General features: G+C 60.8%; 13 protein-coding genes. 7 read left to right on the forward strand and 6 right to left on the reverse strand.

From position 1 onward, the window contains the following. The first annotated feature begins 92 nt into the window (after window positions 1-92). A complete protein-coding gene (locus ACR0KW_RS05665) occupies window positions 93-524 on the forward strand; it encodes a DUF1489 family protein (RefSeq protein WP_480804111.1) in 432 nt (143 codons plus the stop codon). Here the strand turns inward: ACR0KW_RS05665 and hisG are convergent. Genes hisG through hisS form a run of 3 tightly spaced genes read right to left on the reverse strand, consistent with a single transcriptional unit; the run spans window position 521 to window position 3786 of the window. Beyond that, on the reverse strand, window positions 521-1210 hold the full coding sequence (gene hisG / locus ACR0KW_RS05670; RefSeq protein ID WP_480804112.1) for an ATP phosphoribosyltransferase: 690 nt from the start codon (window positions 1208-1210) through the stop codon (window positions 521-523). The genes ACR0KW_RS05665 and hisG overlap by 4 nt on opposite strands. Continuing rightward, entirely contained in the window at window positions 1207-2295 is a 1089-nt protein-coding gene (locus ACR0KW_RS05675; protein WP_480804113.1) for an ATP phosphoribosyltransferase regulatory subunit, read from the reverse strand. Before ACR0KW_RS05675 ends, hisG begins: the two co-directional genes overlap by 4 nt. A 3-nt stretch (window positions 2296-2298) precedes the next feature. Further along, window positions 2299-3786, reverse strand: coding sequence for a histidine--tRNA ligase (gene hisS, locus ACR0KW_RS05680; RefSeq protein WP_480804114.1), 1488 nt, complete (start codon window positions 3784-3786; stop codon window positions 2299-2301). A gap of 129 nt (window positions 3787-3915) precedes the next feature. Here hisS and ACR0KW_RS05685 point away from each other — a divergent pair, with 129 nt between their 5' ends. Continuing rightward, complete coding sequence (locus tag ACR0KW_RS05685; RefSeq protein ID WP_480804115.1) at window positions 3916-4110, forward strand: SlyX family protein; 195 nt, start codon at window positions 3916-3918, stop codon at window positions 4108-4110. A 10-nt stretch (window positions 4111-4120) separates the two neighbouring features. Continuing rightward, window positions 4121-4813, forward strand: coding sequence for a hypothetical protein (locus ACR0KW_RS05690; RefSeq protein WP_480804116.1), 693 nt, complete (start codon window positions 4121-4123; stop codon window positions 4811-4813). A gap of 21 nt (window positions 4814-4834) precedes the next feature. Here the strand turns inward: ACR0KW_RS05690 and ACR0KW_RS05695 are convergent, their stop codons facing one another. The 3 genes from ACR0KW_RS05695 to dnaE form a co-directional block, all read right to left on the reverse strand. Then, window positions 4835-5203, reverse strand: coding sequence for a hypothetical protein (locus ACR0KW_RS05695; RefSeq protein WP_480804117.1), 369 nt, complete (start codon window positions 5201-5203; stop codon window positions 4835-4837). A gap of 5 nt (window positions 5204-5208) precedes the next feature. Continuing rightward, complete coding sequence (locus ACR0KW_RS05700) at window positions 5209-5436, reverse strand: YMGG-like glycine zipper-containing protein (protein ID WP_480804118.1); 228 nt, start codon at window positions 5434-5436, stop codon at window positions 5209-5211. An 85-nt stretch (window positions 5437-5521) separates the two neighbouring features. Then, window positions 5522-9022: a DNA polymerase III subunit alpha gene (gene dnaE, locus ACR0KW_RS05705; protein WP_480804119.1), complete on the reverse strand. Its 3501-nt coding sequence runs from the start codon at window positions 9020-9022 to the stop codon at window positions 5522-5524. Between the two features lie 344 nt (window positions 9023-9366). On the opposite strand from dnaE, the gene xdhA reads away from it, so the two are divergent. From xdhA to ACR0KW_RS05725, 4 genes are read left to right on the forward strand one after another with little or no spacing between them, the layout of a single operon-like run. After that, window positions 9367-10725, forward strand: coding sequence for a xanthine dehydrogenase small subunit (gene xdhA / locus ACR0KW_RS05710; protein ID WP_480804120.1), 1359 nt, complete (start codon window positions 9367-9369; stop codon window positions 10723-10725). Then, window positions 10722-13124, forward strand: coding sequence for a xanthine dehydrogenase molybdopterin binding subunit (gene xdhB, locus ACR0KW_RS05715; protein WP_480804121.1), 2403 nt, complete (start codon window positions 10722-10724; stop codon window positions 13122-13124). Before xdhA ends, xdhB begins: the two co-directional genes overlap by 4 nt. Continuing rightward, a complete protein-coding gene (gene xdhC / locus ACR0KW_RS05720; protein WP_480804122.1) occupies window positions 13124-14059 on the forward strand; it encodes a xanthine dehydrogenase accessory protein XdhC in 936 nt (311 codons plus the stop codon). The genes xdhB and xdhC overlap by 1 nt, the downstream gene beginning before the upstream one ends. Further along, window positions 14056-15573: an ABC transporter ATP-binding protein gene (locus tag ACR0KW_RS05725; protein ID WP_480804123.1), complete on the forward strand. Its 1518-nt coding sequence runs from the start codon at window positions 14056-14058 to the stop codon at window positions 15571-15573. The genes xdhC and ACR0KW_RS05725 overlap by 4 nt, the downstream gene beginning before the upstream one ends. The last annotated feature ends 10 nt before the right edge of the window (window positions 15574-15583 follow it).

Consider the following 15583-nt stretch of genomic DNA (forward strand, 5'->3'; position numbering starts at 1 on the left):
CCCAACTCACGCCTCAACCACAACACCTTGATAGCAGCGAAGACCAAGCTACAATATAAAGACGGACCTCGGGACGACTCTGTGGGAAAGCTGTGGATAAGTACGTAAACCTCATAAAACTCTCGGTCGGATCAGAGAGCGTCGACTCGCTGATCGCGTGGCAGGACAGCCGTAGGCCGCTGTATGAGGACGGCTGCCCGCGCCACGTCACCCGCATGTGGCCCAAACGCGAGGCCGAGATTCTGAACGGCGGATCAATTTATTGGGTCATCAAGGGCGTGATCCAGTGCCGCCAACACATCCTGCGGCTAGATGAGGTGCGCGGAGAAGACGGCATCCGCCGCTGCGCCATCGTGCTGGACCCCGAGGTGCACCGCACCCAGAACGCCCTAAAACGTCCCTTCCAGGGCTGGCGTTATCTGAAACCCGAGGACACGCCTGCCGACCTGCCCAAAGGGCGCGAACAGGACGACGCCCTGCCCGACGACCTCAACCGCGCGCTGGCGGAAATCGGGGTGCTTTAACTCAGGCGATCCAGTAAATCAGACAAAATCGTTTTGTCTGCTGCGTCGTACTTCGCCACACGGCTCCGCCATAGTGTCGCCTGCGATTGCAGGATCAACCCGTCTGGCAGAATTTTCAGGTGGTTTGCCCTCAGGGTTTCTCCGGTCGACGTGATATCGGCAATCACCTCAGCCGTTTCATTCATCACCGTGCCCTCTGTCGCGCCCTGACTGTCGACCAGAGCGTAGTCGGCCACGCCCGCGTCGGTCAGGAACTCACGCACGAGGCGGTGATATTTGGTGGCAATCCGCAACCGATGTCCGTGGGTCTTACGGAAAGCAGCCGCCGCCGCATCCAGATCGTCCAGCGTATCCACGTCGACCCAGCAAGCCGGGGTGGCGATAATCAGGTCTGCCTTACCGAAACCAAGCTGCGAGACCTCTTCCACCTGCTGTTCCCAGCGTGGCAGTTTCTCCTGCACGAGGTCGATCCCGGTGACACCCAAATGGATACGCCCGGCGGCCAGTTCGCGCGGGATTTCACCGGCAGACAGCAGGATCAGCGATACGCCGTCAATACCTTCGACCTTACCCGCGTATTCCCGGTCCGATCCACTGCGCGACAGGGTGATGCCGCGCTTTTCGAACCACCCGAAGGTCTTTTCCATCAACCGGCCCTTCGAGGGCACGCCCAGTTTCAGGCTCATTGCGCGTCCTCCTCAACCATCAACATCAGGTCCGGCCGCAGTACCCCGCCCACGGCGGGGATTTCCGCACCATTGCCCAATTGCCGGGTCAGCGCGTCATAGCGGCCACCCGTCGCAATCGGAGGCAGATCGGGCCGTCCCTCAGCGTAGAAACCGAACACGAACCCGTCGTAATATTCCATCGAAGTGCGGCCATAGGCAGCCTCGAAATCCAACCGCTCAACATCAACACCACGCGCCTGCAGGGAGGCCACCCGTGCTTCGAGGCGATCCAGAGCCGGGGCTATCTGCGGCAGGTCGACGGCCACATCCCGTAACTGTTCCAGCGCGAAGGGCATGGTTTCGCGGACATTCAGCAGCGTTTCCAGCCCGACCAGTTCACTGTCCGAAATCGGCGGTGTGTCGCGATCTTCGCGCAGAGCCTCGATCCGGGCCTCGATCTCGGAGGCACGTCGCTTGCCGATCATGGGGGCATCCACGTTAAGCGGGTTTTTGGCATTCAGCAGTTCGTCACGCCCCTCGGGGCCCGGTTTACGCCCAGCAAAACGCTCCAGCAAAACTCGGAACCGGCGCGGACGCCACAGATGGCGCATCAGCGCCGCCTTGCGGCGGTCCGTCGTCCGCAGCCCCTTTACAGCAGCTATGAGGATACCGATATCCCCAGTCGCTGCACGCAACGGCAAGCCGCGCAGTTGCAAGGCGAACAGAGAAAAAACCTCCGCATCGGCTCCGGAGGGATCTTCGCGGTCAAAGACCTCATAGCCGACCTGGATATATTCATTGAGCCGGTCCGGGTCTTGTTCCTGACGCCGAAAGACCTCGCCCGAATAGGTGTAGCGCGCGGGCTCAGCACCGTCGCTCATGTGCATCTGTACAACGGGCAGAGTGAAATCCGGGCGCAGCATCTGCTCGCCTCGCAACGCGTCCGAGGTCACGTAGGCACGGGCGCGAATATCCTCGCCATAAAGGTCCAGCAACATATCCGCTGGCTGCAGCAGCGGGGTATCCACCACCTGAGCACCTGCGGCCTCGAACCGGACGCGCATCATCGCGGCGCGGGCCTGTATCTGGGAACGGTTGGGCATGGCTTAGTCCTGACTGTCCAGAATTTCGCGTACCTTGGCGACCAGATCGCCGCGCGGCACTTCGAACTGGCTGGGGCGTTCTTTCCATTCCTCCAAGGTCGCGCTTTCGGCAATCTTGGCGCCAAGGATCAGATCCTTGATCTGGACGATCCCATTCGCCTTTTCATCACCGCCTTCGATGACTGCAATCGGAGAGTTCCGCTTGTCCGCGTATTTCAATTGATTGCCAAAGTTCTTGGGATTACCTAGATAAACCTCGGCCCGGATACCGGCATTGCGCAGTTCGGCTACCATCGCCTGATAATCAGCCATGCGGTCGCGATCCATGACGGTGACAACCACGGGACCCGTGGCCTGCGCAGCGATCCGGCCCTTTTCGCGCAGGGCCGCCAGCAGACGGTCAACACCGATAGAGACGCCGGTCGCAGGTACTTCCTGCCCGGTGAAGCGTTTGACCAGATCGTCGTAACGACCACCGCCCGAAACCGAGCCAAACTGCCGCTTGCGGCCCTTCTCGTCAAAAATCTCGAAGGTCAGTTCGGCCTCATACACCGGTCCGGTGTAGTAGCCCAGGCCGCGCACGACCGAGGGGTCAATCTCGATCCGGTCCGCGCCGTACCCGCCTGCATCCAGCAGTGCGCCGATCTGTTCCAACTCGGCGATACCGTCCGCACCGATCTTGCTATCGCCGACAGCAGCGCGCAGGTTCGCCAGCGTCCCGGCCGTATCCGCAGCCTTGGAGGTCAGGAAGGCAATCACCGGCTCTGCCTGATCGTCGCTGAGACCAACGCCATCGATGAACGCGCCGGACGCATCCAGACGGCCCTTGGTCAGCAGCTCGCGCACACCGGCCTCACCCACCTTGTCGAACTTGTCTATGGTGCGCAGGACGTTGTCGCGGGCGGCGGCGTCTTCGCCAAGGCCCATCGCCTCAAGCACGCCATTCAGAACCTTGCGGTTATTGACCCGCACCAGATAGTCGCCGCGCGGAATGCCGACGGTCTCCAGCGTATCAGACAGCATGGCGCAAATCTCGGCGTCCGCGGCCATCGAGGCCGTGCCAACCGTATCCGCATCGCACTGATAGAATTGACGATAGCGCCCCGGCCCCGGCTTTTCGTTGCGCCAGACCGGACCCATCGCATAACGGCGATAAGGCGTCGGCAGATCGTTGCGGTGCTGCGCGTAGACACGCGCCAAAGGCGCGGTCAGGTCATAGCGCAGGGCCATCCAGTCGCCCTTGTCGTTTTCGTCGACTTCCTGCCAAGCAAACACGCCCTCGTTCGGACGGTCCACATCAGGCAGGAACTTACCCAGCGCCTCGACGGTTTCGACCGCACTGCTCTCTAACGCATCAAACCCGTAGCGATGATAGACGTCCGCAATAGTCCGCAGCATCTCGGTGCGCTGCGAGACTTCCTGGCCGAAATAGTCGCGGAACCCTTTGGGCGTAATTGCCTTGGGGCGGGGCTGTTTCTTGGGCTTGGCCATGTGAGGCGTCCTTGGGATTTTCATGTTCCGCGCGCGGTCTATCCCATGGCCCGCATCGGGGCAAGGCGGGGTTTCTCTGGCCACGGCGTCACAGGGTCGCTATGACCATCGCAGGAACAGGAGCCACCCATGCAGCATCTGGAAGAACAGATCGCCCATCTGACCCGCACCGTCGAAGAGCTGAACGCGGTCGTCACCCGCCAGCAAGACGAAATCGACCGCCTGACACGCCGCGTCGAGATGCTGTTGCAGCGCGAGGCTGAACGGGCGCAGGAAGGATCAGGCGGGGTCGTCTTCGGAGACGAGCGCCCGCCGCATTATTGAGGTTTGGCCGATGGCGAACGACGCGAGCGTTGAGCCCTGTGTGTGGATTTCAACGACGGTCAACAATATCAACGATGTGCAAGCTGCAAGTCGCAGAGAGTTTGGTGACGCGTGGCGGGCGCTACACTCACCAGAGGAAGTTGAGTGGTCGAAGAGAATGGTTGATGAATCTTCTCTTGGCTGGAAGCGTGGGGAGATCCTGACCAAAGAGCAGGTCGGCGACCTTTGGCATTTCAACACACATCCCGAATATACTCCCCCTCCGTTTATCAGTGGAGGTGGCTACCCCTTGGTTTCGATAACTGCGAAAGCTGTTCTTGAACGGTTCGAACTGGGAGAAACTGAGTTTCACCCGCTCACACTGATGGACTCAGAAGAAACGCGGTTAACGACACCCGAGCCGTACTACCTTCTGAATGTCGGCAACAAACGGTCGATGGGTAACTACGAGACGCTTGGGCCGGAGGGTGGGCCAGCGAGTGCGCCTCTGAACTGCCGAGGCGGCGGCATTCGATATCTTCCGAGAAGTGGCAAGGAAGACCGCCTCTTAATAATCCCCGAAGCCCTCAACGGCCCGGATATTTGGCTGGACCCGAAAGTCCCCTCGCTGCTGTTCCTGTCCGACCGTCTCGTCACCGGCCTCAAAGCCGCCGGGATGGACAAAGGCTGGGGGCTAGTCCGCTGCGCGGTGGGCACGCTGTAGCGTCCCCAAGCAGCAAACCGATCAGAACCCGAGCGTCGTTTTCACCGCGTTGTCGACCACGCCACCCAATAGAGCATCCTTGTCTGCGGCGCAGCCTTCGGACAGCGCGGCTATGAAGGTTTCACGCAGTTGGGCCTTTTCCTCATCAGTGGTCGCGTGATCCTCGATATTGATCTGACGATTGTAGAGCGACAGGGCCGTCATCTTTTCAACAACGGCAACGACAAAGGCTTCGTCGCCATCCGCCTCTTCAGCAATCGAGGCGCAGGTGTAGTGCATCACCGGCAAGGCGTCCTGAACCATCTGTTCAGCCGCTTCATCAGCCATCGCAACGCAGGGGGCCGCCAGGACCGCGGCGCAAACGGACAATCTGAGTTTAAAATACCGCATCGCCATCACTTCCAGTTATGTCCAATAATGGCGCCAGCCACGCCCCCGATCGCAGCACCCTTACCGTCACCGATCAGCGCACCGACACCGGCCCCGATCAAAGCGCCCTCGATCGTTTGCTTTTTCTTCTTGTCATCCTTGTCATCCGCCAAACCGGCCGATGCCGAGACCATAGCCAGCGACGCCGCAGCCGCAAAGGTCAGAGTTCTTAATCCAATAGTAGAAATTGCCATACCGGTGCCCTCCCGTGACACGCCCCAAATGAGGCAATGATCCCAGCCTAGCCGCGCAAAAACGTTGTGGCAACAAATGGCTGGCTCAGATTTCCTCGACGTCGGTGACGCCGTCCAGCGACTTGATCGCGCCCTTAATCTGCGGATTGATCGGGAAGTCCTGCCCCAAATCCATCTCGACATCGCCGGGCAGGCCCGGGTCCATCAGAAAGATATGGATCGGTCCTTTTGATGCCCGCTTGGCTGCACTGGCCGCATCCTCAAGCACTTTGGCGACGGTCGCCAGTACCGCTGGCTGGTCCACGAAAATCCGCAGCCCGGTCGCGCCAGCCTCGGCCACAACGGTATCCACCGGCCCGACCGAGCGGCCCAGCAGTTTCAGTTGATCCGATTCCATGGTTGCCTCGGCGGTTAGCACCACCTGCGCACCGGTTTCCAGAAACTCGCGCGATTTCTCCAACGTTTCCGAGAACAGAGTGACCTCGTAGGCCCCTGTCGGGTCCGAAAGCTGGGCAAAGGCGAACCGGTTGCCGCGTGCGGATTTCCGTTCCTGCCGCCCGGCTACGACGCCCGCCATCTTGGCGATGAACGGACCCGAACGCGCCTTTTCGGTCACTTCGTCCAGTGTCAGCACCTGCTTGCGTTTCAGCGCGGGCATATAGTCGTCCAGCGGGTGGCCGGACAAGTAAAAGCCGATGGCCTTGAACTCTTCACTCAGACGTTCGGCAGGCAGCCAGTCCGGCGTGGGCGACAGGCGCGGTTCGGGCAGGTCGTCCCCCGCCTCACCAAACAGCGATACCTGGTTCGAGTTCTTCTGATCGTGGATCGCTGCCGAATACTGCACCAACGGATCGAGGCTTTCGAAGACGCGGCGGCGGTTCTTGTCGAGTTGATCGAACGCCCCAGCCCGGGCCAGCATTTCCATCGGGCGCTTGCCGACCTTCTTCAGGTCGACCCGGCGGGCAAAGTCGAACAGGTTGACGAACGGTTTGTCGCCGCGCCCCTCGACCACAAGGTTCATCGCCTCGACACCGACGTTTTTCAATGCGCCCAGCGCATAGACCAGATGGCCTTCGACCACGTCAAACGTCGCCAGAGAGCGGTTCACGCAGGGCGGCACATAGGGCAACTCCAGCCCCTTGCGGACCTCTTCAAAATAAACGGCCAGCTTGTCGGTCAAATGGATATCGCAGTTCATGACCCCCGCCATGAACTCGACCGGGTGGTTCGCCTTCAGCCAGCCGGTCTGATAGCTGACCACTGCATAGGCAGCCGCGTGGGATTTGTTGAAGCCGTAGTTGGCGAACTTCTCCAGCAGGTCGAAAACCTCGCTGGCCTTCTTGGCATCCACGCCATTCTCACCCGCGCCCTTTTCGAATTTCGGACGCTCGGCATCCATCGCCTCTTTGATCTTCTTACCCATCGCGCGGCGCAACAGGTCAGCGCCGCCGAGGCTGTATCCAGCCATGACCTGTGCGATCTGCATCACCTGTTCCTGGTAAACGATGATACCCTGCGTTTCCTCGAGGATATGATCGATCAGCGGGTGAACCGAGGTGATCTCGCGCTGGCCGTTCTTGACCTCACAATAGGTCGGGATATTTTCCATCGGCCCCGGACGGTACAGTGCCACAAGGGCCACGATATCCTCGATACAAGTCGGCTTCATGCGCTTGAGCGCATCCATCATGCCCGAGGATTCCACCTGGAACACCGCAACCGTTTTGGCCGCAGAATAGAGCTTGTATGTCGCCTCATCATCCAGCGGGATGGCGTTGATCTGGTTCTCGGCCCCCTCAGCAGGTTCATAAAGTTCGGTACCATCGGCTGCCACATGCAGAGGCCGACCGGACTTGAAGATGATGTCCATCGCGTTCTGGATCACGGTCAGGGTTTTCAGACCCAGAAAGTCGAACTTCACCAGCCCGGCCTGTTCCACCCATTTCATATTGAACTGGGTTGCAGGCATATCCGATCGCGGATCCTGATAGAGCGGCACCAGCGCGTCCAAAGGACGATCCCCGATCACCACCCCCGCCGCGTGGGTCGAGGCGTTTCGCAGCAGCCCTTCGACCTGTTGGCCGTAGGTGAGAAGACGGTCGACGACCTCTTCATTGCGCGCCTCTTCGCGCAGGCGCGGTTCGTCTTTCAACGCCTTTTCGATCGAAACCGGTTTGACCCCTTCGACCGGGATCATCTTGGACAGGCGATCCACCTGCCCGTAGGGCATTTGCAGCACCCGCCCGATATCGCGCACGGCGGCCTTTGACAGCAAAGCACCGAAGGTGATGATCTGCCCCACCTTGTCGCGTCCGTATTTCTGCTGCACGTAGCGGATCACCTCTTCACGGCGATCCATGCAGAAGTCGATGTCGAAGTCGGGCATCGAAACCCGTTCCGGGTTCAGGAACCGTTCGAACAGCAAGGAATAGCGCAGCGGATCAAGGTCGGTGATCGTCAGCGCATAGGCCACCAGAGATCCCGCACCCGAGCCCCGGCCCGGCCCAACCGGTATATCGTGATCCTTGGCCCATTGGATAAAGTCAGCAACGATCAGGAAGTAGCCGGGAAAACCCATCCCCTCGATAATCCCCAACTCGAATTCCAGCCGCTCCTGATATTCCTCGGGCGTCACCGCATGGGGGATCACGGCCAGACGTTTCTGCAAACCTTCGTTCGCGATACGACGCAGTTCGGCGACCTCGTCATCCGCAAATTTCGGCAGGATCGGATCGCGGCGATAGGCCATGAAGGCGCAGCGTTTGGCGATCTCGACGGTATTCTCTATCGCCTCAGGCAGATCGGCGAACAGGGTCACCATTTCCTGCTGCGATTTAAAATAGTGCTGCGCGGTCAGGCGACGGCGGCCCTCCTGCTGGTCAACATAAGCACCCTCAGCGATACAGATCAGCGCGTCATGCGCCTCGTACATGTCCGTCGTCGGGAAATAGACGTCGTTCGTAGCAACCAATGGTAGGTTTTTGGCATAGGCCATCTCGACATGACCACGCTCGGTCAGACGTTCGGCCTCGGGTTGACCGTCTTCACCCGGATGGCGCTGAAGTTCGATGTAAAGGCGATCCGGGAACATCCCCGCCAGCCGATCCACCAGCGCCTCAGCCGCCGGGCGCTGCCCTTGCTGCAGCAGCATTCCAACCGGCCCATCCGGCCCGCCCGTCAAACAGATCAAACCGTCCGAACGATCCGCAAGTTCCTCCACCGTGACCTGCGGCAGTTGCCCGCCCTTGTCCACATAGAGGCACGAGCTCAGCTTCATCAGGTTCTCATAGCCCACCTCGGACTGCGCAAGCAGCACCAGCGGTGCGGGCGCTTTGGGTTTCTCGCCGGGTTGTGCCTGCAGATAGGTCAGGTCCACCTGACAGCCCATGATCGGCTGTACTCCGGCCCCGCTGGCGGTGACAGAGAATTCCAAAGCCGAGAACATCGAATTGGTGTCTGTCACCGCAACCGCGGGCATCTCCATCTTCTCGCAGAGAGCGGGCAGCTTTTTCAGCCGCACGGCGCCTTCCAGCAGGGAATATTCGGTGTGAACGCGGAGGTGAATGAATCGAGGAGTACTGCTCATACCGCCTACGCTATCCCAGCCAGAGGCCCGGCAAAAGCGGGAACCGACGCTTTGGAATGCCTAAAAAATCAGCTGGGATTATTCGGCTTTTTCAGAAGGTGCTTCGGGATTGACCGGACGCCGTCTGCAAAAAGCGCTTTATTTACAAGCGACTGCCTTTTACACAAACGCGACATTCACACGCTGTGCCGGTCTAATGGTGCATAATATAGGCAGTTTTTCTTGCCAGAGAACCTGCCCTGTTTCTAACATCTAATGGCAAGCTATCCGCCCGCCACTCTTTCTACGTCGCATCGAAGGAGGGCACCAAAGGGCGCAACCGGGTAAGGCGACGGGTTTCTCGAATGAATATCACGTTTCTTCTGAACGGAGAGACCGTGGAGCTGGCAGATGTCGATCCGACAGCGACCCTGCTGGATTGGCTGCGCGAGGATCGCGGCCTGACAGGCACCAAGGAAGGCTGCAACGAAGGCGATTGCGGGGCCTGCACCGTCATGGTGACGGATGAGGGCGGCGCCAAAGCGCTGAACTCGTGCATCCTGTTTCTGCCGCAACTGCATGGCAAGGCTGTCCGAACTGTCGAAGGGGCCAGCGGCCCGAATGGCGAGGCCCATCCGGTGCAGCAGGCCATGGTCGATCTGCATGGGTCGCAATGCGGCTTCTGCACGCCCGGTTTTGTGATGTCGATGGTCGCCAGCCATGCGAACGGCGCGACGGACCACGACAACCAGCTTGCCGGCAACCTGTGCCGCTGCACCGGATACGCGCCGATCATTCGCGCCGCGAAAGCTGCGGAAGAACACCCGGTGCCAGTTTGGGTCAAAGACAAGCCGGTCGCTGTGAAGGCATCGCCGATGGTGCCCGGCTCGTCCGACGAGTTGGCGGCCGTGTACGTCGATAACCCAAATGCCACGCTGGTCGCCGGCGCAACCGATGTGGGTCTTTGGGTCACTAAGCAGCTGCGCGATCTGGACCCGGTGATCTTCCTCAACCGCTGCGAGGATCTGAAACAGATCACCATAACCAAGGACGAAGTCCGTTTCAGTGCCATGGTCGATATGAACCGCATGGGCGAGGCGCTGGCCGATCTGCACCCTTCCTACGCCGAGATGATCCGCCGTTATGCCAGTGTTCAGGTCCGCCACGCGGCCACCGTGGGCGGCAACATCGCCAATGGCTCCCCTATCGGAGATAACCCGCCCGCCCTGATCGCGTTGGACGCCACCCTGCATCTGCGCAAGGGTGACGCACGCCGGTCTCTGCCTTTGGAGGAGTTCTTCCTGGACTATGGCAAGCAAGACCGCGCACCGGGTGAGTTCGTCGAAGCCGTCAGTTTCCCCCGTCAAGCGGATCGCTTGAAAGCCTACAAACTCAGCAAACGGTTCGATCAGGATATCTCGGCCGTGTGCGGATGTTTCAATATTACCGTTTCGGACGGCACCGTCTCACGGGCGCGCATCGCGTTCGGCGGCATGGCCGGCATCCCGAAACGGGCAACCCATGTCGAGGCCGCACTGATCGGCAAACCTTGGACGCGCGCAACCATTGACGCCGCGCTGCCCGCCTTTGCCGACGACTATTCACCACTCACGGACATGCGCGCCTCGGCCACCTATCGTCTGGAAACCGCCAAGGCGATGCTTGAGCGGTATTACCTTGAGGATCAGGGCGAAGTGACCAATGTGCTGGAGGTGTCGGCATGAGCGTGACCAAGCCCCTGCCCCACGACGCAGCGCCTCTGCATGTGTCCGGTTCGGCGCGATATGTGGATGATATCCCGACGCCCAAGGGCTCTTTGCAATTGGCCTTTGGCCTCAGCCCGATTGCCAAAGGCAAGATCACCGCGATGGACCTGTCGGCCGTGAAGGCCGCTGAGGGCGTAGTGATGGTGATGACGGCGGACGACCTGCCTTTCGCTAATGACGTCTCGCCCTCGATCCATGATGAGCCACTGCTGTCGGACGGCACCGTTCATTATATCGGTCAGCCAGTGTTTCTGGTCGTCGCCACCAGCCATCTGGCCGCCCGCAAGGCCGCCCGTCTGGGCAAAATCGACTATGCCGAAGAAACACCCATTCTGACCGTTGAAGAGGCGCTGGCTGCCGATAGCCGGTTCGAGGACGGCCCCCGCATCTATGCCAAGGGTGACGCGGACGCGGCTATCGCCAGCGCGACCCATGTGATCGAAGGGTCCTTCGAACTTGGTGGGCAGGAACACTTCTATCTGGAAGGTCAGGCCGCCCTCGCCGTGCCGAATGAAGGCGCGGACATGCTGGTGCACAGCTCGACCCAGCACCCGACCGAGATTCAGCACAAGGTGGCCGACGCTTTGGGCGTTCCGATGCACGCGGTCCGGGTTGAGACCCGCCGTATGGGTGGCGGCTTTGGCGGCAAGGAAAGTCAGGGGAACGCTCTGGCCGTGGCATGTGCAGTGGCCGCGCGGGCAACCGGCAAAGCCTGCAAGATGCGCTATGACCGGGACGATGACATGATCATCACCGGCAAGCGCCACGCGTTCCGCATCTCGTACAAGGCCGGGTTTGATGAGCATGGCCATATTCAGGGCGTCTCGTTCCTGCACCACGCCATCTGCGGTTGGGCGCAGGACCTGTCCCTACCCGTAGCCGACCGCGCAATGCTGCATTCGGACAACGCCTATCTGCTGCCCAATGCGCGGATCGAAAGTCACCGGCTGAAGACAAACACCCAATCCGCCACCGCCTATCGTGGGTTCGGAGGCCCGCAGGGTATGGTCGGGATCGAACGGGTGATGGATCACGCCGCGCATGAGCTGGGGCTGGACCCGGTCGAACTGCGCCGACGCAACTACTATGAGCCCGCGCATAAAGTGGCCGATCAGCCGCTGCACGAGATACCGCTGGGCCATCCCGACCCGCACGAAGACCTCACCAGCCGGGGTGCGGTGGAAACCGGGGGCGCCCCGGTTCGACCTCTGCCCGCAGGCGGCAACACCACGCCCTACGGCATGGAGGTCAGCGATTTCGAGCTGCACGGCATGACCGAAGCGCTGCTGAAATCCAGCGACTATGCTGCACGCAAGGCTGCCATTGAGAAATGGAACTCCGAAAACAGCGTGATCAAGAAGGGCATCGCCTTTTCTCCGGTCAAGTTCGGGATTTCCTTCACGCTGACCCACCTCAACCAGGCGGGTGCGCTGGTGCATGTGTATCAGGACGGATCGGTCCACTTGAACCACGGTGGCACCGAGATGGGGCAAGGCCTGTTCCAGAAGGTTGCGCAAGTCGCAGCGTCGCGCTTTGGCATTCCGTTGGAGATGGTGAAGATCACCGCAACGGATACAGCGAAGGTGCCGAATACTTCGGCCACAGCGGCATCCTCTGGCAGTGACCTGAACGGAATGGCCGTGAAAGCGGCCTGCGACACGATCCGCGACCGGATGGCCGAGTATCTGGCCGAGCGGCATCAGGCCGATCCATCGACAGTCACTTTCTCTGACGGCCAGGTTTCGGTTGGCGAGGAACGCTACACCTTCGCCGAAGCCGCCGCGCTGGCCTATCAGGGACGCATAAGCCTGTCGGCAACCGGCTTCTATAAAACGCCAAAAATTGAATGGGACCGGATCGCAGGACGTGGACGTCCGTTCTTCTACTTCGCCTACGGTGCTTCGATCACCGAGGTTGCCGTGGACACTCTGACCGGCGAAAACCGCATCCTGCGTACCGATATCCTGCATGACGCAGGCGCCTCACTGAACCCGGCGCTGGACATCGGACAAGTCGAAGGCGGTTACGTGCAAGGCGCTGGCTGGCTGACGACCGAGGAACTGGTCTGGGACGGCAAGGGCAACCTGCGCACCCACGCGCCTTCGACGTATAAAATCCCGGCCTGTTCGGACCGGCCCGACATCTTCAACGTCGCGCTGTGGGATGGCGAAAACCGCGAGGACACGATCTATCGCTCGAAGGCTGTGGGTGAGCCGCCATTCATGCTGGGTATCTCAGCCTGGTTGGCGCTGTCGAATGCGGTGGCCGCCTGTGGCGACAGCTATCCGGCACTGGATGCACCCGCCACAGCCGAGGAAATCTGGCACGGCGTCCAAAGGGTAAAAGGAGGAACCTGATGGGATTTGATCGAGAGGCTTTGAGGGAGGCGGTCAAAACCCACGGGAAAGTCATCCGGGTGGTCATCGCTGCGATCAAGGGGTCATCCCCGCGCGAGGTCGGTGCTGCAATGCTGGTTTGGGAGGACGGGCAAAGCGGTACAATCGGGGGCGGCACGCTGGAGTTTCTGGCGGCTGAGGCCGCGCGGACGCAGACGATGCCTGCCCGCCTGACACATCACGCGCTTGGCCCGGATATGGGCCAGTGCTGCGGCGGCGCGGTATCATTGCTGAGTGAGGTCTATGACCGAGCGTCCGAAGACGCGCTGGACGATATCGTGATCGCACGGTCTCCGTCGGGCGGCGACATGCCCCTGTCGGTCAAACGTCTGCTGGCGGCCGCGCGCGGACAGGGCGTCGCGCCCGAACCGCAACTGATCGACGGCTGGATGGTTGAGCCGGTACACAAACCCACCCGCAATTTGTGGATCTGGGGCGCAGGTCATGTGGGCCGCGCGTTGGTAGACGTTCTGTCCCCCCTGCCCGACATCGCGATCACCTGGGTCGACACCGGGCCCGAGCGCTTTCCGGCCTCGGTTCCATCAGGTGTCACCGCAGTTCCAGCCGCAAAACCGGCCGAACTGGTGCGCCATGCACCACCCAACGCCGAGCATCTTGTGCTAACTTATTCACACAATCTGGATTTAGAGCTGTGCAACCGGCTGCTTTCGCACGATTTCCGCTTTGCTGGCCTGATCGGCTCGGCTACGAAATGGGCGCGATTCCGGTCTCGGCTGGCGGCCCTTGGGCATTCGCCCGAACGGATCAGCCGGATCTCCTGTCCAATCGGTGACCCCGGCTTGGGCAAACACCCGCAAATGATCGCCGTTGGCGTCGCCGCGCAGCTCTTGCGCCCGGCCCGACAGAACGAGTTGAAGAAGGACCTGAGCGCGTGACCACTCCACTTTTAAGCTTGCAAGGGCTGACCAAAGCCTATCCCGGCGTAGTGGCCAATGATCAGGTGTCTTTCGACATCGGAGAAGGCGAAGTTCACGCCCTGCTGGGCGAAAACGGCGCGGGGAAATCCACGCTGGTCAAGATGATCTACGGTCTGGTGAAGCCCGACAGCGGCACCATGCTGCTGCGCGGCCAACCCTTTGCACCGCCCGAACCTCGCGCTGCGCGGGCCGACGGGATTGCGATGGTGTTTCAGCATTTCTCGCTGTTCGACGCGCTGAACGTGGCCGAGAACATCGCACTGGGGATGGAGAACCCACCTCCAATGGGCGATCTGGCCTCGCGTATCCGCGAAGTGTCCGAGACCTACGGCCTGCCGCTGGACCCCTTCCGCACCGTCGGCGACTTGTCCGCAGGTGAGCGTCAACGGGTCGAGATCATTCGCTGTCTGCTGCAGGACCCCAAGCTTTTGATCATGGATGAGCCGACCTCGGTTCTGACCCCGCAAGAGGTCGAAATCCTATTCGAAACGCTGAACAAATTGCGCTCCGAGGGCACCTCGATCCTCTATATCTCGCACAAGCTGGAGGAAATCCGGACCCTGTGCGACCACGCCACGATCCTGCGCCTGGGCAAAAATGTGGGTGAATGTGTTCCGTCCGAAACCTCGGCTCGCGACATGGCCGAGATGATGGTGGGCTCGACGCTACAAACACCAGAGCGTTCGGGTCGTGACTTCGGTGAGGTCGCGCTCGATGTCAGTGGGTTGTCGGTGCCGTCGCCGTCGGAATTCGGCACGGCATTGCGCAACGTCCACATGACGGTCCGCAAGGGCGAGGTTCTGGGCATCGGTGGCGTCGCCGGGAACGGGCAAGACGAATTGTTGGGCGTGCTGTCAGGCGAAATCCTGACAACTGCCGATGCGATCAAATTCAACGGTCAGAAGATCGGCAAACTTGGCCCAACCGCTCGGCGGAAGCTGGGCGTGCTGACTGCGCCCGAGGAACGGCTGGGTCATGCGGCGGCCCCGGATATGAGCCTGACCGAAAACGCCCTGCTGACCGGATCGGTTCGTGAAGGTCTGGAAAGCAACGGTTTCCTCAAATGGGCCGAGACCAAAAGCTTTGCCGAAAAGATCATCAGCGCCTTCGACGTACGCACGCCGGGGCCGGAGAACGCAGCGCGCTCGCTGTCGGGCGGCAACCTGCAGAAATTCGTGATCGGTCGCGAAGTCCTGCAGAACCCGGACATTCTGGTGGTGAACCAACCGACATGGGGTGTGGATGCGGCGGCGGCAGCCTCGATCCGGCAGGCCATTTTGGATCTGGCGGCCAAAGGTACGGCGGTCATCTGCATCAGCCAGGACTTGGACGAATTGATGGAAATCTCGGACAGCTTCGCGGCCCTGAACGAAGGCCGCCTGAGCGCCCCGCGCCCGACCACAGGCCTGACGGTCGATGAAATCGGTCTGATGATGGGTGGCGCGCATGGCATGGAGGTGGCCCATGTCTGACACAACACAA

The organism is Ruegeria sp. CG11 (genome assembly GCF_056537245.1).